General features: G+C 63.6%; 20 protein-coding genes. 7 read left to right on the top strand and 13 right to left on the bottom strand.

Annotation, left to right across the window (positions count from 1 at the left end):
• Positions 1–103: 103 nt before the first annotated feature.
• From BJQ17_RS16730 to BJQ17_RS16720, 3 genes are read left to right on the top strand one after another with little or no spacing between them, the layout of a single operon-like run.
• On the top strand, positions 104–1,342 hold the full coding sequence (locus tag BJQ17_RS16730) for an exonuclease SbcCD subunit D C-terminal domain-containing protein (RefSeq protein WP_003247235.1): 1,239 nt from the start codon (positions 104–106) through the stop codon (positions 1,340–1,342).
• Positions 1,339–4,983: an AAA family ATPase gene (locus BJQ17_RS16725; RefSeq protein ID WP_070096349.1), complete on the top strand. Its 3,645-nt coding sequence runs from the start codon at positions 1,339–1,341 to the stop codon at positions 4,981–4,983. The genes BJQ17_RS16730 and BJQ17_RS16725 overlap by 4 nt, the downstream gene beginning before the upstream one ends.
• Positions 4,980–5,573: a glutathione S-transferase gene (locus BJQ17_RS16720; protein ID WP_003247233.1), complete on the top strand. Its 594-nt coding sequence runs from the start codon at positions 4,980–4,982 to the stop codon at positions 5,571–5,573. The genes BJQ17_RS16725 and BJQ17_RS16720 overlap by 4 nt, the downstream gene beginning before the upstream one ends.
• A gap of 72 nt (positions 5,574–5,645) precedes the next feature.
• On the opposite strand, the gene BJQ17_RS31690 is transcribed toward BJQ17_RS16720, so the two are convergent.
• The 11 genes from BJQ17_RS31690 to BJQ17_RS16670 form a co-directional block, all read right to left on the bottom strand.
• Entirely contained in the window at positions 5,646–5,822 is a 177-nt protein-coding gene (locus BJQ17_RS31690; protein WP_003247232.1) for a hypothetical protein, read from the bottom strand.
• Positions 5,823–5,944: 122 nt separating this feature from the next.
• A complete protein-coding gene (locus BJQ17_RS16715; RefSeq protein WP_256559769.1) occupies positions 5,945–7,075 on the bottom strand; it encodes a lactonase family protein in 1,131 nt (376 codons plus the stop codon).
• Entirely contained in the window at positions 7,041–7,331 is a 291-nt protein-coding gene (locus BJQ17_RS16710; protein WP_003247229.1) for a DUF5629 family protein, read from the bottom strand. The genes BJQ17_RS16715 and BJQ17_RS16710 overlap by 35 nt, the downstream gene beginning before the upstream one ends.
• 151 nt (positions 7,332–7,482) lie before the next feature.
• Complete coding sequence (locus BJQ17_RS16705; protein WP_003247228.1) at positions 7,483–9,882, bottom strand: RND family transporter; 2,400 nt, start codon at positions 9,880–9,882, stop codon at positions 7,483–7,485.
• Complete coding sequence (locus BJQ17_RS16700) at positions 9,879–10,919, bottom strand: YCF48-related protein (RefSeq protein WP_003247227.1); 1,041 nt, start codon at positions 10,917–10,919, stop codon at positions 9,879–9,881. The genes BJQ17_RS16705 and BJQ17_RS16700 overlap by 4 nt, the downstream gene beginning before the upstream one ends.
• Positions 10,920–11,190: 271 nt before the next feature.
• Positions 11,191–13,848 (bottom strand): aminopeptidase N, encoded by a 2,658-nt coding sequence (gene pepN, locus BJQ17_RS16695; RefSeq protein WP_003247226.1) that lies wholly within the window; start codon positions 13,846–13,848, stop codon positions 11,191–11,193.
• A gap of 13 nt (positions 13,849–13,861) precedes the next feature.
• On the bottom strand, positions 13,862–14,692 hold the full coding sequence (locus BJQ17_RS16690; protein ID WP_070096347.1) for a DUF2797 domain-containing protein: 831 nt from the start codon (positions 14,690–14,692) through the stop codon (positions 13,862–13,864).
• Positions 14,689–14,949: a YeaC family protein gene (locus tag BJQ17_RS16685; RefSeq protein WP_003247224.1), complete on the bottom strand. Its 261-nt coding sequence runs from the start codon at positions 14,947–14,949 to the stop codon at positions 14,689–14,691. Before BJQ17_RS16685 ends, BJQ17_RS16690 begins: the two co-directional genes overlap by 4 nt.
• Positions 14,950–14,962: 13 nt before the next feature.
• The gene (locus BJQ17_RS16680; protein ID WP_003247223.1) at positions 14,963–15,850 is read right to left on the bottom strand and encodes a rhomboid family intramembrane serine protease; all 888 of its coding nucleotides are present in this window, start codon (positions 15,848–15,850) and stop codon (positions 14,963–14,965) included.
• Positions 15,847–16,818 (bottom strand): metallophosphoesterase, encoded by a 972-nt coding sequence (locus tag BJQ17_RS16675; protein WP_003247221.1) that lies wholly within the window; start codon positions 16,816–16,818, stop codon positions 15,847–15,849. Before BJQ17_RS16675 ends, BJQ17_RS16680 begins: the two co-directional genes overlap by 4 nt.
• Positions 16,818–17,708 (bottom strand): NAD(+) kinase, encoded by an 891-nt coding sequence (locus tag BJQ17_RS16670; RefSeq protein WP_003247220.1) that lies wholly within the window; start codon positions 17,706–17,708, stop codon positions 16,818–16,820. Before BJQ17_RS16670 ends, BJQ17_RS16675 begins: the two co-directional genes overlap by 1 nt.
• Between BJQ17_RS16670 and BJQ17_RS16665 the strand changes: the two genes are divergently transcribed.
• Together BJQ17_RS16665 and BJQ17_RS16660 are read left to right on the top strand one after the other, a co-directional pair.
• Positions 17,707–18,729 (top strand): DUF1853 family protein, encoded by a 1,023-nt coding sequence (locus tag BJQ17_RS16665; protein WP_070096346.1) that lies wholly within the window; start codon positions 17,707–17,709, stop codon positions 18,727–18,729. The two genes, BJQ17_RS16670 and BJQ17_RS16665, sit on opposite strands and share 2 nt — an antisense overlap.
• Positions 18,730–18,891: 162 nt before the next feature.
• Positions 18,892–19,437 carry a cytochrome b gene (locus tag BJQ17_RS16660; protein WP_003247218.1) on the top strand — a complete coding sequence of 182 codons (546 nt, stop codon included), beginning with the start codon at positions 18,892–18,894 and terminating at the stop codon, positions 19,435–19,437.
• Here the strand turns inward: BJQ17_RS16660 and BJQ17_RS16655 are convergent.
• Positions 19,428–20,321 carry a 1-aminocyclopropane-1-carboxylate deaminase/D-cysteine desulfhydrase gene (locus BJQ17_RS16655; RefSeq protein ID WP_019752186.1) on the bottom strand — a complete coding sequence of 298 codons (894 nt, stop codon included), beginning with the start codon at positions 20,319–20,321 and terminating at the stop codon, positions 19,428–19,430. The genes BJQ17_RS16660 and BJQ17_RS16655 overlap by 10 nt on opposite strands.
• A gap of 236 nt (positions 20,322–20,557) precedes the next feature.
• Positions 20,558–22,594 carry an NADPH-dependent 2,4-dienoyl-CoA reductase gene (locus tag BJQ17_RS16650; protein WP_070096345.1) on the bottom strand — a complete coding sequence of 679 codons (2,037 nt, stop codon included), beginning with the start codon at positions 22,592–22,594 and terminating at the stop codon, positions 20,558–20,560.
• A 326-nt stretch (positions 22,595–22,920) separates the two neighbouring features.
• Here BJQ17_RS16650 and BJQ17_RS16645 point away from each other — a divergent pair, with 326 nt between their 5' ends.
• Together BJQ17_RS16645 and BJQ17_RS16640 are read left to right on the top strand one after the other, a co-directional pair.
• Complete coding sequence (locus BJQ17_RS16645) at positions 22,921–24,153, top strand: TULIP family P47-like protein (RefSeq protein WP_256559753.1); 1,233 nt, start codon at positions 22,921–22,923, stop codon at positions 24,151–24,153.
• 25 nt (positions 24,154–24,178) lie between these two features.
• Positions 24,179–25,822 (top strand): TULIP family P47-like protein, encoded by a 1,644-nt coding sequence (locus tag BJQ17_RS16640; protein ID WP_003247214.1) that lies wholly within the window; start codon positions 24,179–24,181, stop codon positions 25,820–25,822.
• Positions 25,823–25,959 lie beyond the last annotated feature (137 nt).

The raw sequence follows: 25,959 nt of genomic DNA, 5'->3' as shown, positions 1-25,959 counted from the left end.
ACGAACACATGCCCCCCAATCCCTCGCCCTGCACCCCGAACCCTGCTTGGGTTACCATACCGCCCTTTCTCCGCTTGCCCGACTCGACACCAACAGGTCATCCATGCGTCTGTTTCATACCTCCGACTGGCACCTGGGCCAAAGCCTGCACGGCCAGGAACGCGACTTCGAACACGCCTGCTTCCTCGACTGGCTGCTCGGCCAGCTGCGCCTGCGCCAGCCGGATGCGCTGCTGATTGCGGGCGACATCTTCGACACCGTCAACCCACCCGTCAAAGCCCAGGAACGCCTCTACGACTTCATCGTCCAGGCCCATGAGCAACAGCCCAAGCTGGACATTGTGATGATCGCCGGCAACCACGACTCCGGTTCCCGCATCGAGCTGCCCGCCGCACTCATGCGCCGCCTGCGCACCCATGCGTTGGGCCGTGTGCACTGGCTGGACGAGGGTCAGCTGGATGCCGAGCGCCTGTTGATTCCGTTGACCAACGGCCGGGGCAAGGTCGCTGCCTGGTGCCTGGCCCTGCCCTTCCTGCGGCCGGCCGAAGTCACCGGCCCGCAGCTGGGTGACGATTACCTGCAAGGCATCACCCAGGTGCACCAGCAACTGATCGCCGCCGCCCTGAAGAAACGCAAGAAAGACCAGGCGCTGATCGCCATCAGCCACGCGCACATGGCCGGTGGCGCGGTGTCGGAGGACTCCGAACGCAGCCTGATCATCGGCAACGCCGAGGCGCTGCCGGCCAAGCTGTTCGACAAGGCTATCAGCTACGTCGCCCTGGGCCATCTGCACAAACCGCAGAAGGTCAACCGCGAAGAACGCATCCGCTACAGCGGCTCGCCAATCCCGCTGTCGTTCGCCGAAATCAACTACCCGCACCAGGTCCTGGAAGTGGAGCTGGACGGCAACGGCCTGGTCAGCGTCGAGCCACGCCCCGTACCACGCGCCGTGGCCCTGCAACGGGTGGGCCCGGCACCGCTGGGCGAGCTGTTGCAGCAACTGGCCGACCTGCCCGTGGTCGACCTGCTTGAAGACCCCAACCGCCAGCCCTGGCTGGAGGTGCGGGTGATGCTCGACGAGCCGCAACCCGACCTGCGCCAGCAGATCGAAACCGCGCTTGAAGGCAAGGCGGTACGGCTGATCCGCATCAGCGCCGAGTACGCCGGCCGCAACAACGCCGAGGACGATGACTTGGCCTTTGTCGAACTGGCCCAGATGACCCCGCAAGACCTGTTCAGCCGCGCCTGGGAGCAAGCCTACGGCAACCCCGCCGACGAGCAGGCGCTGGCCGACTTCGCCCTGCTGTTGCAGGACGTGCAGCAGGAAGAGGAACAGCCATGAAGATTCTCGCCATCCGCCTGAAGAACCTGGCATCGCTGGCCGGCCCGATCGACATCGATTTCACCGCAGAACCGTTGGCCAGCGCTGGCCTGTTCGCCATCACCGGGCCTACCGGTGCGGGCAAGAGCACCTTGCTTGACGCCCTGTGCCTGGCGCTGTTCGGCACCGTGCCGCGCCTCAATGCCATTGGCCGTGAGGCCAAGGTGCCGGACGCCGACGGCGACATCCCCACCTCCGACCCGCGCAACCTGCTGCGCCGTGGCACCGGCAGCGGGTTTGCCGAGGTCGATTTCGTCGGCATCGACGGCCGCCGCTACCGCGCCCGCTGGGAAGCCAACCGCGCCCGCGACAAGGCCAACGGCAAACTGCAGCACAGCCGTCAAAGCTTCTACGACCTCGACAGCGAGCAAGTGCTCGGCAGTGGCAAGAACGAATACAAGCAACTGGTCGAAGCCCGTCTGGGCCTGAACTTCGAACAGTTCACCCGTGCGGTGATGCTGGCCCAGAGCGAGTTCGGCGCGTTCCTCAAGGCCGACGACAAAGACCGTAGCGAGTTGCTGGAAAAGCTCACCAACACCGCGATCTACACCCGCCTGGGCCAGCGTGCCTTCAGCAAGGCGCGCGAAGCCGGCGAGGCGCACAACGCCCTGAAAGAACGCGCCAGCCATCTACTGCCGATGGCTGCCGAGGCCCGTACCGAGCTCGACCAGCGCCTGGAGCAGGCACAACAGCAGTTCAAGGCCGACCAGGCCGGCGAGCGCCAACTGGAGCAGCAACGCAACTGGCTGAATGAACAACGCCAGCTACAGGCCCAACACACCGAAGCCAGCACCACGCTGCAGGCTGCCGAACTGGACTGGCAACAGCTGGCCGAACCACGCCTGGACCTGGCACGTCTGGAGCGCCTGGCCCCACAGCGTCACCAGTTCCACCGCCGACAGGCCCTGAGCGCACAGCTGGCGCCAGTGGCCGCGAAAATGGCCGAACAGCAACAGCAGCAAGCCGAACTGCAGGTGCGCACCCGCGAACTCGAACAGGCGCTGGACACTGCGCGCCAAGCGCTTGCCGACCGCCAGGCCCAGCACAGCGAGAACGCGCCGCGCCTGCGCCAGGCTTTTGCCGCGCAGGACAGTCTGGCACGCCTGGACCAGGAGCTGGCCGCCCAGCGCAGCATCAGCCAACAGGCCCAACAACAGGTCGCTGACGGCCAGCAGCAACTGCAGCAGCTGGAAGACAACCAGCAGCGCAGCGTGCAGCAACTGGCGCAGATCGACACCGCGCTTGCCGACAGCCAGCACCTGGCGGGCCTGGCCAATGCCTGGCACGCCTACCTGCCGCAACTGAAACAGGTGATGCTGATCGGTGGCCGCCTGACCAAGGGCCGAGAAGAGCTACCCGGCTTGCAGGCCCAGGCCAGCCAGGGCAATGCGCACCTGCAGGCCGAGCGCGACGCCTACGACCTGTTGTTCCGTGAAGCCAAGGCCGAACCCCAGGCCCTGGCCGAACAGATCGACCTGCTCGGCGGCATGCTGCAGGACAACCGCAAACAGCAGCGCGCCGTAGAAGAAATGTCACGCCTGCACGGCCGTGAACAGGAGCTGCGCCAGCAGCTGGATGCCCTGCGCGAACGGCAGCAGCAGGCCATGCTGCAACGCCAGCAACTGATTACCGAAGGCACCGCCGCCAAGGCCGAGCTGGAGGCCGCCGAGCAGGCGTTGATCCTCACCCGTCAACTGCTGGAACGGCAACGCCTGGCACGCAACACCAGCGTCGAAGAGCTGCGTGACCAACTGCGTGACGGCGAACCCTGCCCGGTCTGTGGCAGCGCCGAACACCCCTTCCATCAGCCAGAAGCGCTGCTGCAGAGCCTGGGTCGCCATGACCAGGCCGAAGAGCACGCCGCGCAGAAGCAGGTCGAAACGCTCAACAACAAGCTGGTGGAGCTGCGTACCCAGCTGGGTGTGGTCAATGCCCAGCTCAAGGACTTCCAGCAACAGCAGCAGCAACTGGGCGAACAGTTGCAACCGCTGGTGGCTCAGGTACAGGCACACAGCCTGTGGCCAGCCCTCGCCCCGCAGGACGACAAGGCCCGTAGCGCCTGGCTCGACAGCCAGCTGCGTCGCCTGGATGAAGAAATCAGCCAGGACGAGAAACGCCAGAGCGCCCTGCTGGCCCTGCAAAAAGACGCCGCCCGCCTGAACCAGCAATTGCAGGCGGCCCACGACGCCCAGCAACAGGCCCAACGCCATCTGGAGCAACAGCACCAGGCCCTGGCCAACGACGAACAGCTGTTGCAGCAAGGCCTGAACGACCTGGCCGGCGTACTGCCAGAGGAAGCGCTCAAGGCCCTCAACGACGACCCGGCCAATGCCTTCCTCGCCCTCGACCAGCAGATTGCCCAGCGCCTGCAGCAACTGGAACAGCGCAAGGACGAACAGGAAGAACAGCAAGCCCGGCAAGCCCAGCTGGACAAACTGCGCGATCAGCAACAGGCGCGCGTGCAAGGCCTGCAGCAGTTGCAACACACGCTCGCGGCCCTCGACGAACAGCGCCAGCAGGCCCAGGCGTCGCTCGGCGAGCTGCTAGGCGAACATGCCAGTGCCGAAGCCTGGCAGCAGCATATGGAAGCCACGCTGGAACAAGCCCGCGCCCTCGATGCCGACACCGCCCAGCGCCTGCAAGATCTGCGCACCCAAGGCGTGCAACTGGCCAGCGAGCTCAAGGCCAATACCCAGCAACAACAGGCACTGGATGCCGAATGCCAACAGTTGCAGGCCCAGATCGCCCAGTGGCGCAGCGAGCATCCGGAACTGGACGATGCCGGCCTCGATCGCCTGCTGGCCATGGATGACGCGCAAGTCAATGAATTGCGCCAGCGTTTGCAAGGCGCGGAAAAAGCCATCGAGCAGGGCCGCGTGCTGCTGCAGGAACGTGAGCAGCGCCTGCAACAACACGCCGCACAAATGACCGTGGACACCTCGGCCGAAGCCTTGGAACACGCCCTGACCGAGCTGCGCGGGCGGCTGGTCAACCATGAGCAGCAGTGCGCCGAATTGCGTGCACAACAGGCCGACGATCAGCGCCGCCAGCAGGCCCACCAGGCGCTGGCGGCAGAAATCGAACAGGCCCACCAGCAGTGGCAACGCTGGGCCCGCCTCAATGCCCTGATCGGTTCGGCCTCCGGTGATGTGTTCCGCAAGATCGCCCAAGGCTACAACCTTGATCTGCTGCTGCACCACGCCAACGCCCAGCTACGTCAGCTGGCCCGTCGCTACCGCCTCAAGCGCGGCGGCAGCGCCCTTGGCCTGCTGGTGCTGGACACCGAGATGGGCGACGAACTGCGTTCGGTGCACTCGTTGTCGGGCGGGGAAACCTTCCTGGTGTCGCTGGCCCTGGCGCTGGGCCTGGCGTCGATGGCGTCCAGCACCTTGCGTATCGAGTCGCTGTTCATCGACGAAGGCTTCGGCAGCCTCGACCCCGAGTCGCTGCAACTGGCAATGGACGCCCTCGACGGCTTGCAAGCCCAGGGCCGCAAAGTGGCGGTGATTTCCCACGTACAGGAAATGCACGAGCGCATCCCGGTCCAGATCCAGGTGCGGCGCCAGGGTAATGGCCTCAGTGACGTGGAGGTGTGCGGGTGATCCTCTACTCGTTCCGCCGCTGCCCGTGGGCCATGCGTGCGCGCCTGGCCCTGCGCTATGCCGGCTGCGAGGTGGAAATCTGCGAGGTGGCGATGAAGAACAAGCCGGCAGAGCTGCTGGCCTTGTCGCCCAAGGGCACGGTACCGGTGCTGGATACCGGTGCCGAGGTACTGGAAGAGAGCCTGGACATCATGCGCTGGGCGCTGACGCAAAACGACCCGCAGGATTGGCGGCTACAGGCCAACCCTGCGGCTGCGCAGCAGGCTGAAACACTGATTGCACGCAATGACACCACGTTCAAGGCGCACGTGAACCTGTACAAGTATGCCGAACGTTACCCGGAGCATTCCCGCGAGCATTACCGCCAGCAGGCCGAGGCCTGGCTGGCGGAGCTCGAAGGCTTGCTGGTGGGGCGGGCTTACCTGCTGGCCGACCACCCGAGCATGGCCGATGCCGCGTTGCTGCCCCTGATGCGCCAGTTTGCCGGGGTCGAACCGCAGTGGTTCGCCGAGGCGGCTTATCCGCGTGTGCGGAGCTGGCTGGAGGGGTGGCTGGCTTCGGAGCTGTTCAGGTCAGTGATGGCCAAATAAGTTCACGCGATACCTTGTAGGAGCGGCCTTGTGTCACGACAGGGGCCGCTCCTACAGGACACCGCACAAGGCTCAATGGTGGTGCTTGCCACTCAGGGCCGCATGGAAATTGGCGCTCTGGCGCAGGTACTGCTCGGTGTAGCTGTGGGTGGCAGAAGCCTTGCTGCTGTCGGCATGAGCATGCGCTGGCAGGACGACCGATGCGGAAATGGCGGATGCGGCAATAACCGGGAAGAGATTGAAGTTCATCTGGGCTGACCTCGACGGCGGTGGTTTGACGGTGGCCCTTTTGGGCCTTGGGTCAAACTTACGCCGCCGAGGCCGCACGCAAAAATTCATTGCGGCAGTACCGATTATCACGCTGATCGATATCACTCGATGAACTTGAGGTCCGAGGGTGCATCCTGCTTCAGCGTCTGCACCGTCTCCAGCAGCTTGCCACTGCGCGGATCGCGACGTATCACCACGATCTGGTTGCTCTTCTGGTTGGCCACCAGCAGGAAGTTGTCACTCGGGTCCAGGGCAAACTCCCGAGGGTGATCACCTTCTGCCGGGCGACGCTGCAGGAACGTCAACTGGCCGTCCTGCTTGCCCACGCTGAACGCCACAATTTCATTGGCTGTGCCACGGTTGCTCACGTACAGGAAGCGCCCGTCCGCCGACAGGTGCAAGCCACCTGCTGCCTTCGCTGCGGCCTCCTGGCGCTCGGTCAGGGGTAAGCGCTGGCGTTCAACCAGGTTGCCGTCCTGCACATCGAACATCACCACCTCGGCGTTCATTTCCAGGGTGAGGTAGGCGTGCCGGCCCTTGGCGTCGAACAGCAAGTGACGCGGACCGCTGCCCGGCGGCAAGGCCACGGACGCAGGTATCGCCGCTGTCAGCGGGTGGTCCGCACTGGCACCGTCGTAGCGGTAGATGAACACCTTGTCGGCACCCAGGTCGCTGGCATACAGGTGCTGGCCATCCGGCGACAGCACCAGCGAATGCACGTGGGCACCGGCCTGGCGTTCAGGGTTGACCCCGCTCGCCTTATGCCGGGCCTGTTGCACCACGGGCTTGAGCGTGCCGTCCTTGGCCACCGGGATCACCACCAGGCTGCCACCGGGGGCGGGGTTGACCGCGTAGTTGGCCACAAACAGGTAGCGCTGGTCACGGCTGAGGCTGGCGTGGGTGGGCTCGTCGCCCTGGGTGACCACTTGGTTGAGCGGCTTGATTTCGCCGTTGCTGCTGATGCTGAAACTGCTGGCATGGCCCTGCGGGGTCTCATTCACCGCGAACAGCTGACGCTGGTCGGCCGACAGCACCAGCCACGAAGGGCTGACGCTTTTCACCACCTGCAGGGGCGTGGGGCCGATTTGGCCGGCCTTGTCGTCGAAATGGTAGCGGTAGATACCCTGGCTGGCGCCATCGGTGTAGCTGCCCACCAGCAAGGTGGCGGCGTGGGCAGAGATTGTCAGGCTCATCAGGCTAGCGGTCAGCAGGCTCGTCCAGGTCCGGTTCATCTTGGTCATCATCCGGGGCACGAAAGGCACTCATACAGACTAGCCGATGCTCGCCGTTGGCATCGTTGAGTTGCCATTCATCGCCGGAGGCGATAGCGGCGGCGACTTGTTCGGGGGTGAAGGACCAGCGGCGAAGCTGGCGGCCGTCCATGCATTCGACGGTGAGACCGGATGCGTCGGCGGTGAAATCGAAGGCATGCAGGCCGTCAATCAGGAGCATGTCGCAGGACTGCAGGGCGGTAGCGAGGGGGGACATGGGGGTACCTGTGGAAGATGTGGCGGCATTATAACCCTGGTGCTGCTTTGCAGCCCAATCGCGACACAAGGCTGCCTCCACACGGGCACGCGAACCTAGTGGAGGAGCGGCCTTGTGTCGCGATTGGGCCGCAATGCGGCCCCCTTGCGATTCAATGGGCGAAAATCGAGCCCCCCTCCTTGCCCACCATCTTCTCCGGCTTGATCAGGAACCGTGCCAGCGCCGGCAGCAGCCACAGCGCGCCAAACATGTTCCACAGCAGCATGAAGGTCAGCATCAGCCCCATATCAGCCTGGAACTTGATTGCCGAGAAGATCCAGGTGCACACGCCGATGGCCAGGCACAAGCCAGTGAACAACACGGCTTTACCCGTCGAGCGCAGGGTCTGGTAATAGGCCTCCTGCAACGGCAGCCCCGCACGCAGGAAGCTTTCCAGGCGGCTGTAGATATAGATGCCATAGTCCACGCCAATGCCCACCCCCAACGCCACCACCGGCAAGGTCGCCACCTTCACCCCGATGCCCATGTAGGCCATCAGCGCATTGCCCAGCACCGAGGTCAGCACCAGGGGCAGCACGATGCACAGCGTGGCGGCGAACGAGCGGAAGGTGATCAGGCACATCACTGCCACGCAGATGTACACCAGGATCAGGATGGTCAGCTCGGCCGACTTGATCACTTCGTTGGTCGCTGCCTCGATACCGGCGTTGCCCGCCGCCAGCAGGAACTGCAGGCCTTCCTTGTCATGGCTGTCGGCAAACGCCTTGGCCACGGCGGTGACGCGCTCCAGCGTTTCAGCCTTGTGGTCATTGAGGAACACCAGCACGGGTGCCAATGAGCAGTCGCCGTTGTAAAGGCCGTCAGCCCGGGCGATGGAGTTGTTGAGGATGTCCGGGTTACGCGACAGGGTTTCCCATTTCAGGCTGCCCTCGTTCATGCCCTTGATCACCTGCTTGGAAACGGTGACCAGGGAAATCGCCGACTGCACGCCAGGGGTGTTTTCCATGGTCCACATCAGCTCGTCGATCGGCGCCATGGTCGAGTGGACCGAGCACTTCTCCGACGGCGTCTTGACCATGATCACCAGTACATCGGAACTGGTCGAGTAGTTGCTGATGATGAAGTTGTTGTCCTGGTTGTAGCGCGAGTCGGGGCGCAGCTCCGGTGCGCCCTGGTCGAGGTCGCCGATCTTCAGGTTCTGGCTGTACCACAAGCCCCCGGCGAAGGCGAGCAGCGCCAGCACCACCGACACCGGCGCCACCTTGGCACTGGCGAAGTTCGACAACAGGCGCCAGAACGGGTGCTCGCGGGTCGCGTCTTTCTTGCTGCGTTCGATGGCCTTCTTGCTGATGCCCACGTAGGAGATGGCCACCGGCAACAGGATCAGGTTGGTGAACACGATCACCGCCACGCCAATGGAAGCGCCAATGGCCAGTTCGCGAATCACCCCGATGTCGATGATCAGCAGGGTAATGAAGCCCACCGCGTCGGCAAGGATGGCGATCATTCCCGGCAGGAACAACTGACGGAAAGTGCGCCGGGCAGCGGTAAGGGCGTTGTCGGCGTCACTCGACTGCAGGGCGATGCCGTTGATCTTCTGCACCCCGTGGGAAATGCCGATGGCGAAGATCAGGAACGGCACCAGCATCGAGTACGGGTCCAGGCCAAAGCCCACCGCATGCATCAGCCCCAGCTGCCAGACCACCGCCACCAGCGTGGTGATGAGCACGGCGACAGTGCTGCGGATGCACCAGGTAAACCAGTACAACAGCACCCAGGTGATCACCAGGGCGACGCCGAAGAACATCGCCACCATCACCAGGCCATCGATCAGGTCACCGACCTTCTTGGCAAAGCCGACGATGTGGATTTTTACATTGGGGTTCTGCGCCTGGAACTTGTCACGGATCTTCTCTTCCAGCAGGTGAGAGAACTGCTGGTAGTCCAGCTTCACCTGTTTGCCCGGGTCCTGCGGGTCGGGGTAGCTCTCCAGCAGCGGCACGTCGACGATGCTGGACTTGAAGTTGTTGCCTACCAGGCGCCCCACCTGGCCTGACTTGAGCACGTTGTCGCGCAGGGTATCGAGGCTGTCCTGCGACCCGTTGTAGGTGTTAGGGATGACCTCACCACCGGAAAACCCCTCTTCGGTGACCTCGCTCCAGCGCACGCTGGGGCTCCACAGTGACTTCAGCCCGGCCCGATCGACACCCGGGATGTAGAACACTTCGTCATGGATCTGACGCAGGGTCTCCATGTAGTCCTTGTCGAAGATGTCACCGTTCACCGCCTCCACCGAGATGCGCACGGTGTTGCCGAGGTTGGCCAGGTCGTTGCGGTGCTCCATCATCTGCTCGATGAACGGATGCTGCAGTGGGATCATCTTCTCGAAGCTGGTGGAGGGGCGAATCTGCGTGGCCTGCCAGAACAGGAAAATGCTGACCAGCACGCACAGGGCGATGACCACTGGGCGGTTGTTGAAGATCAGACGTTCGAGCAGCGTGGCCTTGTCCTGGTGATGCGGGTGCATGGCAATGCTCTCCCTGCTGGTCATGGGCGCACCTCCCGGGCCGCCTGATCAGCCCCTTCGGCGCTGGCCAGGTGTACACCCCCCTGCCCCACCAGCAGCAGGCCGCCGTTGGCCAGGCCACTGACGCCGGCCAGGGCCAGGCGGTCGGCACGGTTGTACACGCTGAAGGTCTGGCCGTCGTCCGTGCTGCGCAGCACGCTGCCACCATTGCCGACCAGCACCAGGCTGCCATCATCGACAAGCGTAGCGCCTGCCAGGCCGAACTCCAGGGTACCGCGCGCGGCCTTGAGTTCGATCGGCTGCCAGCTGTCACCGAAGTCGCTGGAGCGGAACAGGTTGCCGCGAAGGCCGTAGGCCAGCAGGGTCTGCGGCCTGGCGGTGCCGATCACACCGAACAACGAGCCCTCGTAGGGGCCCTGGACCTTGGCCCAGGTCTGGCCGTTGTCGGTGGAGCGGAACATGCCGCCCTGCTCACCCACGATGAACAGGCCGGCATCGCGCACGTGGGCGATACCGTTCAGGTGCAGCTGGTCCGGGTTGTCCAGCCGCTCGGCCACATCCTGCCAGTGCTGCCCACCATCGGTGGTTTCCAGCAAGGCACCATAGGCCCCCACGGCAAAGCCGTGCTGGGCGTCAAGGAAGGTGACATCGAGCAAGGGCGCTTCACGGGCGAGGTCTTCGAACTGCTTGCTCCAGGTGGCGCCGCCGTCGCTGCTGGCGAGGATCTGCGCGTCATGGCCGACGGCCCAGCCACGCTTGTCGTCGAGGAAAAACACAGCAGTGAGCAATTGCCGGGTGGGTACCCGGGCCTGGGTCCAGGTACTGCCTTGGTCGTCGGAGAACAGAATGTGGCCGCGATCACCCACCACCACCAGGCGCTTGCCGGCATGGGTGGCGTCGATCAACAGGCTTTGGCTGGCCTTGGCCGATTCGGTGGAGTATTCGTCGGCGGCCGCGGCCTGGGCGCTGTCTGCCCACACCCCCAATGCCAATGCCAGCATCGCGCTGGCTGCCCATGGCCAGGCACCACGCCTGGCTGGCGTACGCAACTGTTCCCTCATGACTGCCCCCTTGTTGTGTTCTTTTTGGTGGGTCAATGCATTGCAGGCTTTGCAAAAAGCCTGATCTAGAGGCCTGCAATAGCTTGAGGGGATCGTAGCGGGGATGTTTGCGGGAAGACAACGGGCGGGGTGTTATGTTTTGTTGTCGGCCGGGGAAAGCCGGGGCCGCTGGGCGGCCCTTCGCGGGTAAACCCGCTCCTACAAGGTTACGCCCCCCTGTAGGAGCGGGTTCACCCGCGAAGGGCTGCAAAGCAGCCCCAATTCACAACAATTACGCCAGACTCTTGCTCACAACCTCATACACATCACTGGACAACTCACCCGAAGCCAGAATCCGCTCCAGCTCACCCTTCATCAGCGCCTGACGCGCATCGTCATACTTGCGCCAGCGTGTCAGCGGAGCCAGTTGCCGCGATGCAATCTGCGGATTCAGCGCATTCAGCTCGATCACCAGGTCCGCCAGGAAGCGATACCCGGAGCCATCGGCAGCATGGAAGTTGACCAGGTTCTGCCCGGCAAAGGCACCGATCAGCGCACGCACCTTGTTCGGGTTCTTCAGGGTGAAAGCCGGGTGCTGCATCAATGCCTTGACCCGCGCCAGCCCACCCGGCAGCGTGCTGGCCGCCTGCACGCTGAACCATTGGTCCATGACCAACGGGTTGTCCTTGAAGTGCTCGGCAAACGCCGCCAGCGCTTTGGCGCGCTCGGCCTCGAACGGCGAGTTGACCAGTACCGCCAGCGCGGTAAGGCGCTCGGTCATGTTGTCGCAGTGCTCGAACTGCTCCAGGGTCGCCTCCAGCACCTGTTGCTTACCACTCTGCATCAGGTACGACAGGGCAATGTTCTGCAGGCTGCGGCGGGCAAAGTGCTTGGCCTCGGCCACATAGGCAGTACTGCGCGACACTGCACGGTTGGCCTGGTAACGCGCCCACAGGGCGTCGAACAAGTGTTCGGCGATCTGCTGGCGTGCGAACTCGCGGGCGGCGTGGATGGCGTCGACGTCGGCCACCTGGCTGATCTCGGTAAGGTACGCCTCACCTGGCAGCGAGAGCATTTCGGCCACCATGGCAGGGTCCAGCGATTCGTTGCCCAGCACAGTGCCCAGGGCGGTGATCAGGCGCTGGTCGAGCTTCAGGGCTTCACCGCGCTGATGCTGGCCGATCAGTTCCTGCAGTACCTGCACCGACAGCTGCTGGCCCGCTTCCCAGCGGTTGAAGCCGTCGCTGTCGTGCTGCATCAGGAACATCAGCTGGTCGCGGTCATACGGGAAGCTCAGCTTCACCGGGGCGCTGAAGCCACGCAGCAGCGACGGCAGCGGCTTGGCCTGAATGCCCTGGAAGGTGAAGGTTTGCTCGGCCTCGGTCACCGACAACACGCGGCTGGTCCCTTGAGCGGCGTCTTCGCCCGCCAACTGCAGCGGCAGGTCATTGCCGGCGGCATCCAGCAGGCCGAGTTCCACCGGGATCACGAACGGCAGTTTCTCGGCCTTGTCCGGGGTCTGCGGGCAGCTCTGGCGGAACGTCAGGCTGTAGGTCTGCGCGGCGGCGTCATACGCCTCGCTGACCTCCAGACGCGGGGTACCCGCCTGGCTGTACCAGCGCTTGAACTGGGTAAAGTCGACGCCGTTGGCGTCTTCCATGGCCTTGATGAAGTCGTCGGTGGTTACCGCCTGGCCATCGTGACGTTCAAAGTACAGGTCACTGCCTTTACGGAAGCCTTCGGTACCCAGCAGGGTACGGACCATGCGCACCACTTCGGCGCCCTTCTCGTAGACGGTCAGGGTGTAGAAGTTGGAGATTTCGATGAAGCTGTCCGGGCGCACCGGGTGGGCCATGGGGCCGGCGTCTTCGGCGAACTGGTGGGTGCGCAGGTAGGCGACGTCTTCGATGCGCTTGACCGTGCGCGAGTTCATGTCGGCACTGAACTCGGCATCGCGGAACACCGTGAAGCCTTCCTTCAGCGACAGCTGGAACCAGTCACGGCAGGTGACACGGTTGCCCGACCAGTTGTGGAAGTACTCGTGAGCGACCACCCCTTCGACGCGCTGGTGCGCAGCATCGGTGGCGGTTTCGGCGCGGGCCAGCACACAGCTGGAGTTGAAGATGTTCAGGCCCTTGTTTTCCATGGCGCCCATGTTGAAGTCATTGACCGCAACAATCATGAAGATGTCCAGGTCGTACTCGCGGCCATAGACTTCTTCGTCCCAGCGCATGGACTTTTTCAGGCTGACCATGGCGTGGTCACACTTGTCGATGTTCTCGGGCTCGACGTAGATGCGCAGGGTCACCTCACGGCCGGACTGGCGGGTGAAGCTGTCTTCAACGCACCACAGGTCACCGGCCACCAGGGCGAACAGGTAGGCCGGCTTCATGAACGGGTCTTCCCAGGTCGCCCAGTGGCGGCCGTCTTCGGCCGGCCCGCTGCCGATCGGGTTGCCGTTCGACAGCAAGACCGGGTAGCGATGCTGCTCGGCGATGACCGTGGTGGTGAAGGTGCTCATCACGTCCGGGCGGTCGAGGTAGTAGGTGATCTTGCGGAAGCCCTCGGCCTCGCACTGGGTGCAGAACATCTTGCCCGACTTGTACAGGCCTTCCAGGGCGGTGTTGCTTTCCGGGTGGATCTTCACGCTGGTGTCGAGGGTGAAACGCTCGGCCTTGGGCTGAATGGTCAGGCTGTCGGCGTCGAGCCGGTAGTCGCCTGGCTGCAATTCCTGGTCATCCAGGGAGGCGCGCAGCAGTTCCAGCTGCTGGCCATCGAGTTCCAGTGGCGGCAGGCCGGCACCGCGTGCCGGGTTGCGGCGCATGACCAGTTGCGCGTGAACCAGCGTGTGGTCCTCGAACAGCTCGAAGGTCAGGTGCGTCTCGTCGATCAGGTACTCCGGCGCCTGGTAATCCTTGAGGTAGATCACTTGCGGTTGTTCGGTACGCATGTGCAGGTCCTTTTTACTGGAGCACGGCCAACTGGTAGGCCGTGTACTTGCGAATATTGATCACACCGGTGTCGAAGATCAGGTACTGGCCCTTGATGCCCAGCAGCGTGCCCTCGGCCACCGGGTCCTTGTCGAGGTTGAAGCTGACAATCTTCTTCGGGTACGCCTCGACCGGGTAGTTCATCTGCACCACTTCGGCGTCCGGCAGCGGCTGGATCGCCTGCAGGCCAAAGCGCCCCTGCAGTTCGCGCAGGCCGTCGGCGCAGGCTTCGAAGACCTGCTCCCGGATGGCCGGCAGGTCGAGCACCTCGGCATCGCCCTTGAGCAGCGTGCGCCAGTTGGTACGGTCCGGCACCTGGCTGCGCAGCACGTCTTCAACCAGGCCCGATTGCTGCCGGGTGGCCACGCGCATGATCGGCAACGCCTGGCTGGCGCCCTGGTCGAGCCAGCGGGTGGGCAGCTGGGTGGCACGGGTGATGCCGACCTTGATCCCCGACGAATTGGCCAGGTAGACGACGTGGTCGGTCATGCAGAACTGTTCGCCCCACGACGGCTCCCGGCAGGTGCCGGCGTCGTAGTGGCATTTTTCCGGGGCCATGATGCACACATCGCACTGGGCCAGCTTGGTCATGCACGGGTAGCAGTAACCCTGGCTGAAGCTGGTCTTGGTGCGCTTGCCGCAATGGCTGCAATGAATGGCGCCCAGGTATTCCAGGCGCAGGCGCTGGCCGATCATGGGGTTGACCGGCACCTGCGTGTCATCCAGGCGGAAGCTGTACTGCACCACCGGTGCCTGCAGGCTTACCGCCATCTTGCTCAACGAGCCACGTGCGAGTTCGATCAATGTACCGAGTCCGACTTGAACAGAATGTTGGCGATGGGCGCGGACTTCGACGCGCATTCCTGAGGGCCCATGTAGCCGGTGCGCTGGTCTTCAGGCAGGTTCTTCATCTCCCAGGCGATGACCGCCTGCAGCGACAGCTCTTTCTGCTCGGCGGTGAGCTTGCGGCCATCGGACCATTTGCCGATTTCCACGGCCAGTTTCAGGCTCTGGTAGATTTCCGGGGTAATGTTTTCAATCATTTGCGCGAAAGTGGACATAGTGTCTCCTGATTCAAGCCGACAGTTTACGCCGGGCCAGCGCCCCACCCAAGAGCCCGGTCAGGCATCCGATGAGCAGCCCGCCGACGTGGGCGGCATTGGCGATCTGGCCAAGGCCGAGCGTGCCGACCACGCCGGTCAGGCATACCACCAGCCAGATCAGCATCATCACCAGCACGCCCTTGGGCAGGTTGAAGTAACGGTCAGGCGCCAGCCACTGGTACAGCCAGATATGCCCGAGCAGGCCGTACAGCACGCCGGACAGACCGCCAAACAAGCTCGGCCCACTGGTGTAGTGCTGGGCCAGGTTGGACACCAGGCTGAACAGCAGGGTCAGGCCCAGCAACGCCCACGGGCCCTGGCGCAGTTCGATGCGTTTGCCCAGCTCCCAGTACCACAGGCTGTTCATGGCCAGGTGCAGCACGCCGAAATGCAGCAGCATGGGCGATACCAGGCGCCACCACTGGCCGTCATCCAGGGTTTGCGCCAGCGAGGTGAAGTACAGGTAGTCGCCCTGGACACGGAAGTCGAGGAAGGTGAACCAGCTGATGGTGGTGAAGTTGTCACCAAGCCCCGTAAGGCCGGCGACGATGAAGCACAGCAGCAGGATGAGGGTGGTGATTTTGCAGGCCTTGGCCTGGGCTGCCAGAGAAGGCTGTGTGGGGGCATTCGCGGGTGAACCCGCCCCTACAGGGTCGGCGCTGGCCGGCAGGTCGGCGTTGCCGTCGGGGTAGCGCTGGTAAAGCTGCAGCACATCTTCGGCCAGGGTGTCGGGTGCCCAGAGAACCTGGGCATCACCCTCCTCGCTGACCCGGTGCGGCACCTGCAGGCGTTGCAACAGGTGGACGAAGCCGCTGAGGTCGACCGACAGCGGCAGGCGCATCACTTCGATAATGTTCATTGGTTGGCCTGTGGGCGGTCGACGTCGACCCAGACGAACTTGTGTGGGTCGATACGGGTTTCATCATCCAGCCGGTAGGCGACCAGCTTGCCGTAGAGCACGGCGCTGTAGTCCAGGCAGGCCAGGTTGGCGCGGATCGGTGCCGGGCGGCCGCTGCGCCAGTAATGCCCGACGAACAGCATCGGCTGGTCTTCGTCATAGCGCAGCAAGGCGTTCTTCTGGCTGTGGCTGAGCGGGGTGCTGGCCACTTCCTCGGGCAGGGCATCGGGCTGGAACACGATGTCACCGTAGGTTTTCGGGTCTTCTTCCCAGAACTTGGTGCGGAAGAACGCGCGGGTCAGGCCGTCGCCGCCGGTCAGCGTCAGCCCGTCCGGCAGGCGCATGTCGGTACCGCGCAACAGGCGGTTGCACACCGTGTCGGCAAAACTGCCACTGACCGCCGAGGCCTGGATGAAGTGCTCATCGATGCGTCCGTCGGGGTATTGCCGGCGCAGCGGCTCGATCAGCCGCGGGTCCCAGCAGGCGTGCACCAGACGGAAGCGCCCTGCATCGATGAACAGCGGCAGCTGGTAGAACCAGTTGACGAAATCGTGCCAATCGCCGGGGTGTTGGGCAAACTGGGTCAGGGTTTCGTCGATCAGCCGGGCATGCCGCGGCGTGTGTTCGCGGACATAGGCCTTGCCGCTGCCAGGCAGCGCCGGGGTGACCCAGCCCAGGGCATTGTATTCGTGGTTGCCCATGATGCAGAACGCCTGGCCGGCTTCGACCATGTCGTGGACGATGTGCAGCGCCTCACGAATGCGTGGCCCGCGGTCGACGATGTCGCCAAGGAACAGCGCCTGACGTCGCGGGTGGCGCCACACGCCAGCCACGCGCTTGTATCCGAGGGCGTCGAGCAGGCGTTCAAGGGTCAGTGCACAGCCGTGCACGTCGCCGATGATGTCAAAACTTCGCGCCGGATCGAGCATCAGTCGTCACTGCTCCCCAGGCGGCTGCCCCAACCCAGTTTGGTGCGGCAGACCTCGTAGTAATTGTGGTCCAGCGGGTGGATCAGGCGCAGCTTTTGCGGCTTTTTGCTGACCGTGATGGTGTCGCCTGGGGCGCACGTGAAGTGGTTCTGGCCGTCACAGGACACCTGCGGGTAGATCTGCAGGTCCTTGGACACCACGATCTTCAGCTCGCTGTTGCCGTCAACCACGATCGGCCGGCCCGACAAGGTGTGCGGGTACATCGGCACGATGACGATGGCATCGAGCTTGGGGTGCATGATCGGGCCACCGGCCGACAGCGCATAGGCGGTGGAGCCGGTGGGGGTGGCGACGATCAGGCCGTCGGCCTTCTGGCTGCAGACGAACTGGCCGTCGATGTAGATCTCGAACTCGATCATGCGCGTGGACTTGCCTGGGTGCAGCACCACGTCGTTCAGCGCATCGCCCTGGCCGATGGCCTCATGGTGGCGACGCACCTCGGCCTGCAGCAGGAAACGGTTTTCTACCAGGTAGTGGCCGTCGAGCACTTCGGCGACCTTTTGTTCCAGCTCGTCGGGGCGGATGTCGGTGAGAAAACCCAGGTTGCCACGGTTGATACCCAGCACCGGAATGTTGTGCCGGGCCAGCGCGCGGGCAGCGCCCAGCAGGCTGCCGTCGCCGCCGACCACGATAACCAGGTCGCAGACCTCGCCCAGCAGCTTGCGGGTGGACGTCTGCAAGCCATGGCCGGGCAGCACTTCGGCAATGGTGTCCTCGAGGATCACGTGCAGGTGGCGATCGAGGAGGAATTTTTTCAGTCGGCGAATGGTGTCGAGCACCTGCGAGCTGCCAAGGCGACCGATGATACCGATATTGCGAAATTGCTCCATGGGGCTCCTGCGAGGCTCTGCGGCGGGTGACGATGCGCCGATTATGGGCGAAACCACCGGGCAGCGGCAAACCGGCTATGCTCGCAGGATGACGCCATTCGCCCAGCTTCACGACCTGCCCCGACAACTGCAGCACTCTACCGTGCGTGACCTGGCATGGGCCCTGTTGTCGCCGCCCCTGCTCAGCGCCCCGCCCTGCCCCCAGCGACACCCGCTGGCGGGCAGCCTGTGGGCGCAGCAGCCACAACGCCTTGAACAATGGTTGCGGGCCCTGGATGCCGATGACCGACCGTTGCGCGAGTGGCTGGCGCAATTGGGCAGCCGGCGCCTGGGGCATTACTACGAACGCCTGTGGCAATTTGCCCTGGGCCAGGCGCCAGGCATCGAGCTGCTGGCCGCCAACCTGGCGATTCGCGACGGCGGGCGCACCTTGGGCGAGCTCGACGTGGTGTTGCGCGACTGCGACGGCGTGCACCACCTGGAACTGGCGATCAAGCTGTACCTGGGCCCGGAAGGCGCCGGGCACGATCCCCATGCCTGGCTGGGGCCAGGTTGCCATGACCGGCTGGGGACCAAGCTTGCGCACCTGGCGGGGCACCAGTTGCCCATGTCCAAGGGGGCGCACAGCCGTCAGGCGCTGGCCCAGCTAGGGGTGGAGCAGGTGCAGGCGCAAATGTGGCTGGGTGGTTACCTGTTCTATCCACGGCCTGGGCATGCCGAGTCGCCGGAGGGCGCCAACCCGCAACATTTGCGCGGGCGCTGGCTTCGTCGGCGGGACTGGATGATGGCCGAAGGCGAGCGTTGGCAGCCGCTGCAGCGGCATGCCTGGCTGGCGCCGGCTAGGGTGGCGTCAGGTGAGTGCTGGCAGGCGGAGCAGTTTGCGGCGTGGCTGCATGTGCTGGAGCAGCAGGCACCGGCGCAGTTGCTGGTACGACTGGTGCCTGATGCCGAGGGCGCCTGGCAGGAGGCAGAGCGGGTGTTTCTGGTGGCTGATGACTGGCCGTATCTGCCCGGTAACTGATGTCGCCTGTTCCGGCCCCTTCGCGGGCCCGCCCGCGAAGAGGCCGGTGGCTGGCAACACAATTTTCACAGACCCAGCGCAAAGATTCGTTTCTGGTAACCATTACAATGGTGCCTGAGCGCCAGCAAGAGCGCCTTTCCGACCTGATGACGAGGACCGATCATGGTTTCATCCAACCCCGCGACCCATTACGCGCGCCTGTCCATCGCCCTGCATTGGCTGATGCTGGTGCTGCTGGCCGCTGTCTATGCACTCATCGAACTGCGTGGCCTGTTCCCCAAGGACAGCGTCGAACGCAACCTGATGAAGGACCTGCACTTCATGCTCGGGCTCAGCGTGTTCGTGCTGGTCTGGCTGCGCCTGGCCATGCGCCTGAGCCGCCCGACGCCGCCCATCGTGCCAAAACCACCGGCCTGGCAGACTGGCCTGGCGCACCTGATGCACCTGGCACTGTACCTGATGATGATCGGCCTGCCGCTGGCCGGCTGGCTGATCCTCAGCGCCGCCGACAAACCGGTGCCGTTCTTTGGCCTGGAGCTGCCCCATCTGATCGGCCCGAACCCGGACCAGGCCAAGTTCATCAAAGGCTGGCATGAGCGTATTGGCAGCTGGGGCTACTGGCTGATCGGCCTGCATGCACTGGCCGGGCTTTACCATCACTATGTGCAGCGCGACAACACGCTGTTGCGCATGCTGCCTTACAAGTAACCGCGTCGCCCCTGCAGGCCGCCTGTGTGCACGAAGATCAGGCGGCTGCCGGGCTTGAACAGCCCGGCAGCGACCTGATCACGCAAGGCCAGCAGAGCCTTGCCGGTATAGAGGGCTTCGAGCGGCACGTCAGTGTGCTGCTCGCAGTCGGCGATGAACGTCAGTAGCGCATCGTCGAATTTTCCGAAACCGCCACGGCAGGCGTCGTGTAGCTGGTAGCCGTGCGTGCCGGCCAATGCTGCCACCGTCTCCGGCACCCCATGATCCCTGGGTACGGCCAAGGCGCCGTGCACGGCATGCGCCCCTGCCTCCGCCATTACCAGCCCGGCCAAGGTAGTCCCCGTTCCGGCAGCCAACCACCAGGCGTCGTAGTCTGACCACCCCAAGGCCGAGATTTGCGCGCGCGCCTGCTGCATGATCAGCGCGCAGCCCTGCGCACCGGCCAGCCCGCCGCCCCCTTCGGGGATACAGTGCCAGCCTGGGTAGCGCGCCTGCCAGGAAACCCAAAAGCCTGGCTCATTACGCGCACGGTAGCCGCCGTAGCCTAGCCAATGCAGTTCCATGCCCAGCGCCTGCAGGTCACGCACGGTTGGCGTGTCCTGGGCATGGCCGCGTAACAGGCCGACGGTGGCGAAGCCGAAACGCTTGCCGGCAGCGGCCAAGGCGTGCAGATGGTTGGAGTGGTTGCCGCCAAGGCTGATCAGGCCTGGAGCATGGCTGGCGCCGGCCTGTTGCAGGTGGTGGCGTAGCTTGAACCACTTGTTGCCGCTGATCAGCGGGTCAATCAGGTCCAGGCGCAGAGTGGCGGCCTGGACCTGGGCTTGCCGCAGCCAGGGCAAGTCCAGAAACTGCAGGGGGGCTGGGGGGAGGTCGAATACATGCATGGATCGCAGTGTACAGGGTAATCCCGCAAGCGCTTGTAATCGATGAGTCACCCCCGCCGAGGCATCACAGTGCCAGGGTGGCTCGACACAGGCATCGATACCCCGGCACAGGCCGTCGTAGGAGCGGGTTCACCCGCGAACACCGGCAAAGCCGGTGCCATCCACCGCGTCACCTGTTTCGCGGGCATACCCATAGATTAAGGCGCAGGTGTCGGGTTCACGCAGCCCCAACGGCCTCAGAGCTCAGCCGCCAACCGCGAGCCTTGGTTGATCGCCCGCTTGGCATCCAGCTCGGCCGCCACATCCGCGCCACCAATCAGGTGCACCGACTGCCCCGCCGCCACCAGCCCTTCCTGCAGCTCGCGCAGCGGATCTTGCCCGGCACAGATCACCACGTTATCCACCGCCAGCACCTGCGGCTCGCCGCCGTCCACACGAATGTGCAGGCCGGCATCGTCGATAGCCAGATACTCGACACTGTTGAGCATCTGCACCCCCTTGTTCTTCAACCCGGTGCGGTGAATCCAGCCGGTCGTCTTGCCGAGCCCGTCACCCACCTTGGATTTCTTGCGCTGCAACAGGTACACCTGCCGCGCCGGGGCATGCGGCTCGGCCTTGATCCCGGCCACACCACCTCGCGCCTGAAGGTGGGTATCGATGCCCCACTCTTTCCAGAATGCCGCTCGGTCCTGGCTGGTGGCCACGCCCTCATGTACCAGGTACTCGGACACATCGAAGCCGATACCTCCCGCGCCAATCACGGCCACCGACTTGCCCACAGGCTTGCGCTCGAGCAGCACGTCCAGGTAGCTGAGCACCTTGGCATGCTCCACGCCCGCAATGGCCGGGGTACGCGGGGCGATGCCGGTAGCCAGGATGATTTCATCAAAGCCGCCGCCCACCAGTGCCTGCACATCCACGCGGGTATTCAGGTGCAGGTCGACGCCCGTGCTTTTGACCTTGTTGCGGAAGTAACGCAGCGTTTCGAAGAATTCTTCCTTGCCCGGCACCCGCTTGGCCACGTTGAACTGGCCACCGATTTCGCTGGCGGCGTCAAACAGGGTCACCGCGTGGCCCCGCTCGGCCGCCACGGTGGCCGCCGCCAGGCCAGCCGGGCCGGCGCCGACCACGGCAATGCGCTTCACCGTACGTACAGGCAGGTAGTTGAGTTCGGTCTCGTGGCAGGCACGCGGGTTGACCAGGCAACTGGTCAGTTTGCCGCCGAAGGTGTGGTCCAGGCAGGCCTGGTTGCAGCCGATGCAGGTGTTGATTTCATCCGCGCGACCGGCAGCGGCCTTGTTGACGAAGTCCGGGTCGGCGAGAAACGGTCGGGCCATCGAGACCATGTCCGCATCGCCCTCGGCCAGCACCGCCTCGGCCACCTCCGGGGTGTTGATGCGGTTGGTGGTGATCAGTGGAATGCTCACCACGCCCCGCAACTTGGCGGTGACTTTGCTGAAGGCCGCACGCGGCACTTTGGTGGCGATGGTCGGAATACGCGCCTCGTGCCAACCGATTCCGGTGTTGATCAAGGTAGCGCCGGCCTGCTCGATGGCCTTGGCCAGCAACTCGATCTCGTCCCAGGTGCTGCCACCCTCGACCAGGTCGAGCATCGACAGGCGGAAGATGATGATGAAGTTCGGCCCTACCGCGCCACGCACCCGGCTGACGATTTCCACTGCCAGGCGCATGCGGTTTTCATAACTGCCGCCCCAGCGGTCGGTGCGGTGGTTGGTGTGGGCGGCGAGGAACTGGTTGATGAAGTAGCCTTCCGAACCCATGATCTCGACACCGTCGTAACCGGCACGCTGGGCCAGCACGGCACAATTGACGAAGTCGGCAATCTGCTTCTCGATACCCTCCTCGTCCAGCGCCTTGGGCTTGAACGGGTTGATCGGCGCCTGGATCGCGCTAGGTGCCACCTGCCGTGGGCTGTAGGCGTAGCGCCCGGCATGCAGGATCTGCAGGCAGATCTTGCCACCGGCAGCGTGCACCGCCTCGGTGACGATGCGGTGCTTGTCGGCCTCTTCCTCGGTGCTGAGCTTTGCCGCACCGGAATACACCCCGCCTTCATCATTGGGCGCAATGCCGCCAGTGACCATCAGGCCAACGCCACCGCGGGCGCGCTCGGCAAAGTATGCAGCCATGCGCTCGAAGCCGCCGGGGCGCTCTTCAAGGCCAGTGTGCATCGAGCCCATCAGGGTGCGATTGCGCAAGGTGGTAAAGCCCAGGTCCAGCGGGGCAAGCAGGTGCGGGTAGCAGTCGGCGGCCATGGAAAGGTCCCCTGATGGCGTGATCACGGATTGCGGGCACCTCACTGGGTGGCGGGCCCCGTCGTTTGTCTGTCTGCGACATTAAACAGCCGTTTGAATTGCCTCAATGATCAAAACTGACAAGTTAATGATCGTGATGAACAGTAGAGGCAGCGACTGCCGGGAAGGCTCCAGAACTTCAGCGCTATAAGGTTCGCCTGGCTTGATCGCCAAACAGTCTCCTCGCGCATTTGCCAGACAACGCGGCTCTGCCAGACTCTTCAAGCACGTTTGATCATCCACCCATGGAACGTGGCGCCTACTCAGTGCGCCCGGAGGGTTCGCTCATGCTGACAAAAGGATGGGACACCATCAGCATCGTTCGCCAGGACAGCGTGAACAGTGACCTGGCAGCCAGCTGGAACAGCCTCGACCACGAATTTTCCTATACCTCGGATGAAGGCTACGCCTGCCACGGGGTGTTCGACTGCTGGTCGGTCATCAACGGTGGCGGCGGTCGCTTGCTGCGCCTGCGCATGCCTATACGCTCAGGTTTTTTCGAGGCCAGTGGCACCAGCCGCTCGCTGGCCGGCGCGGTTGCCATCATCGAGGTCACCCTGTCGCTGTTGCCACAAGGCAACGGCCAGGTGCAGTTGAAGTCGGCCTTCCTGCACAAGGCCGGAGACACTCAACCCCTGCAGGGCGACGAAGGCGGCTGGCTGCGCGGCATCACCCTGCAAGACCCCGACGGTTCACTAGGTCCTTTCGCCTCCGTGGTGTTGGACTGCATCTGCAACTACCTGGTCGAGCATCCCCGACAGTTCACCCATACCTTCGCGACCATCAACTTCAGCAAAGCCACTGCCCCGGAATGGGCCAGACCGCGAAAATGTACCTATGCGTACCTCGATACAGGTTTCCTGGCGATCATGGCCGTATGTACCGAACGCGACATCAGTGGGCTGCCACTGGATATCGATGTGTCGGGCATCAGCCAGGGTGGACAGTCGAGCTACGTGCTGTCTCCACGCATGGTCCTGGAGCATCTGGTACTGCCCGGGCTGCTTCAGCTTTACCAGGGTGCCACGGCGCAGGACTACCGCTTCGACAATACGCAAATGGTCAACATACCGACCTTGCGCATGAAGGCCATCAAATCAGGGGCGATCTGGTACACCCCCGTTGTCTTCGCCGGTCGCAACCCTGCACGAATGCTCGGTGACTTCATCACCGTCGACTATCAGGGCGACTGTGACCTGCACGCAGGTATCGACATGAAGTGGAACGGCTGGCTGAGGATGAAGCTGGTGCTCGATGGCAACACCATCAACTTCGTCAAGCAATCGTCCGACTTCAGAAAGGAAGTGCATATTCCCTGGTACCTGGCCTGGCTCTCGCCCATCGTCAGCCTGATCACCCACATCGTCGCCGCTGTGATCTCCGATGACCTGATCAGCGCCATTGCCGCGCGCGGCGGCTCGGTCAAGGCCGACACCATCGATTGCGTGTCCTGGAGCAACGACACCCATACCGCTTCGTCGAGCTACCTCGCCGAGGCCCTTGTCATCAACTACGTGTGACCCCACCAACACAAGGAGCCGTATCATGAGCAATGAAAGCAAGGTCATGCTGTCCGGGTTTGCCCAACCCATCTCGCTGCGCCTCGATCACCTCAATGAAACCGCGCGCCAGACCCTGCGCGAATCGCCCCTGTACCGCAACGCGGCGTTTGTACACAGTTCCGAAGACACCTTGCGCGCCGCGCAGCTACTGACCAATGCCGGAACACTGGCCAGTACGGTCACGACCAATGGCTGGGATACCGTGAGCATCTGCCGGGTCTCTGCGCTCAACCAGCGCATTGCCCTGGAAAAAACCTACCCCGCCAGCATAGACGCCGGGGTCGACAGCTTCTCGCTCAAGGCCGACTTCGACGCCTGGTCGATTACCACCGGCGGCGACGGACGCAACGTCAAGGTACGCATCCCCTTCGGCTCGGGGACATACAAAGGCCTGAATGGCAAAACCTACCAGGTCCAGGGAATGTCTGCGGATGTCTACGTCAAGCTCAGCTACTTCCCGGCGCCCAATCCAGTATCGGCTTCAGACGGGACGTATGAACTGCAAGTCAACACCCAGGCAACGGACCCGGATGACCCGATCGCTGCGGTGATTGCCCTGAGGGACCCGAACAACGTCTTGAGCGGCATTGACCAGAGCGTGATGCGCGGCGTACTCGAAGACTGGCTGAACCAGCCCGAGAACCTGAAGAAGTTCGACACCCTGTTCAGTACCGTACTGATCAACAACATGGGCAAGGAAAGCGAGGAATTCAAATGGCTGCGCGCCACCTCCATGAGCTATGCCTATACCGACAAGAACACTGAGGAAAGCAGCATCTTCGGGGTGCTGGCCATGACCAACGAGCGTGACTCCACGGGTTTGCCGAACCAGTTGCCTGCCGTGATGCTGGCTGCGGACAACAATGCCAACTTCCTCATCAGCCGGGAGATCTTCGTCAAGTACCAGTTGCTGGCGGCATTGCCGTTCATCTTCGAGGGTACCACCGCGGCCAACTTCACCCTGGATTCAGCGGGCACATCCATCACTGCCAACGACCTGAAGCTCGACAGCGTCAAGTTTGGGGCCATCACCTATCATCCCGTGGCCGAAAAGTTCGATATCAACTTCGACGAGTCCTATATCCGCACAGAATGCAAGGTACGCACCGATATCTCACCGGGTATCGTGGCCTATACCCGTATCGTCACCAAGCAGACGCTGCAACTGGGCGTCAACGACAAGGGCGAACAGGTGATGGTATATGCCATGGTCGGAGACCCGGATGTCCAAAACACGACAGACATCGCCACCTGGGTGGTCGTCACCGAAGCCATTCTAGGCGCGATTGCCGCCGTGGCCACCGCCGTGGCGGGTGGTGTGGGCGGCAAGGTGATGGCGTTGATCGTCGGCATCATCGCAGCGTTGGTGGTGGCCATTGTCAGTATCGTCATCCACGTGATCATCGAGCGCGTGGTGGCGGGTGGTGTAACCAACAACATTCCGTCCATAGCGCCCATGGTCAAGGTGGCGGCGAACCAGGTCAAATGGCCATTCAGTGAACCGGATGCCTTTGTCCTGACCGACATCACCTACTCCGGTGCGCTGATATTCGGTGGCTCGCTGAAGTTGCTCGAGAAATTCTGCATCCAGGACAAACGTCTCGCCCTGGCGACGCTGGCCGCCTGACCCTGCCAACACAACCCCGGGCCTCAACGCCCGGGGTTCCTTGCACGCCCATCGCCATTCCTTTGGTATGATCAAAAGTCGATTGTGCATGGATCCATGCAGTGCGCTGCTCAAACCGATCACAAGGCGCGAGGTTG

The organism is Pseudomonas sp. NBRC 111139 (assembly GCF_001753955.1).
In the GTDB taxonomy this organism is placed as follows: Bacteria; Pseudomonadota; Gammaproteobacteria; order Pseudomonadales; family Pseudomonadaceae; genus Aquipseudomonas; species Aquipseudomonas alloputida.
The sequence above is the reverse complement of the archived record's forward strand: the minus strand, read 5'-3'. Positions and strand labels throughout refer to the sequence as shown.

Coding starts and splice junctions, on each gene's coding strand:
- BJQ17_RS16730 (WP_003247235.1), top strand. CDS start 104: ATGCGTCTGTTTCATACCTCCGACTGGCACCTGGGCCAAAGCCTGCAC.
- BJQ17_RS16725 (WP_070096349.1), top strand. CDS start 1,339: ATGAAGATTCTCGCCATCCGCCTGAAGAACCTGGCATCGCTGGCCGGC.
- BJQ17_RS31690 (WP_003247232.1), bottom strand. CDS start 5,822: ATGAACTTCAATCTCTTCCCGGTTATTGCCGCATCCGCCATTTCCGCA.
- BJQ17_RS16715 (WP_256559769.1), bottom strand. CDS start 7,075: ATGAACCGGACCTGGACGAGCCTGCTGACCGCTAGCCTGATGAGCCTG.
- BJQ17_RS16710 (WP_003247229.1), bottom strand. CDS start 7,331: ATGTCCCCCCTCGCTACCGCCCTGCAGTCCTGCGACATGCTCCTGATT.
- BJQ17_RS16705 (WP_003247228.1), bottom strand. CDS start 9,882: ATGACCAGCAGGGAGAGCATTGCCATGCACCCGCATCACCAGGACAAG.
- BJQ17_RS16700 (WP_003247227.1), bottom strand. CDS start 10,919: ATGAGGGAACAGTTGCGTACGCCAGCCAGGCGTGGTGCCTGGCCATGG.
- pepN (WP_003247226.1), bottom strand. CDS start 13,848: ATGCGTACCGAACAACCGCAAGTGATCTACCTCAAGGATTACCAGGCG.
- BJQ17_RS16685 (WP_003247224.1), bottom strand. CDS start 14,949: ATGTCCACTTTCGCGCAAATGATTGAAAACATTACCCCGGAAATCTAC.
- BJQ17_RS16680 (WP_003247223.1), bottom strand. CDS start 15,850: ATGAACATTATCGAAGTGATGCGCCTGCCGCTGTCGGTCGACCTCAGC.
- BJQ17_RS16675 (WP_003247221.1), bottom strand. CDS start 16,818: ATGCTCGATCCGGCGCGAAGTTTTGACATCATCGGCGACGTGCACGGC.
- BJQ17_RS16665 (WP_070096346.1), top strand. CDS start 17,707: ATGGGGCTCCTGCGAGGCTCTGCGGCGGGTGACGATGCGCCGATTATG.
- BJQ17_RS16670 (WP_003247220.1), bottom strand. CDS start 17,708: ATGGAGCAATTTCGCAATATCGGTATCATCGGTCGCCTTGGCAGCTCG.
- BJQ17_RS16660 (WP_003247218.1), top strand. CDS start 18,892: ATGGTTTCATCCAACCCCGCGACCCATTACGCGCGCCTGTCCATCGCC.
- BJQ17_RS16655 (WP_019752186.1), bottom strand. CDS start 20,321: ATGCATGTATTCGACCTCCCCCCAGCCCCCCTGCAGTTTCTGGACTTG.
- BJQ17_RS16650 (WP_070096345.1), bottom strand. CDS start 22,594: ATGGCCGCCGACTGCTACCCGCACCTGCTTGCCCCGCTGGACCTGGGC.
- BJQ17_RS16645 (WP_256559753.1), top strand. CDS start 22,921: ATGCTGACAAAAGGATGGGACACCATCAGCATCGTTCGCCAGGACAGC.
- BJQ17_RS16640 (WP_003247214.1), top strand. CDS start 24,179: ATGAGCAATGAAAGCAAGGTCATGCTGTCCGGGTTTGCCCAACCCATC.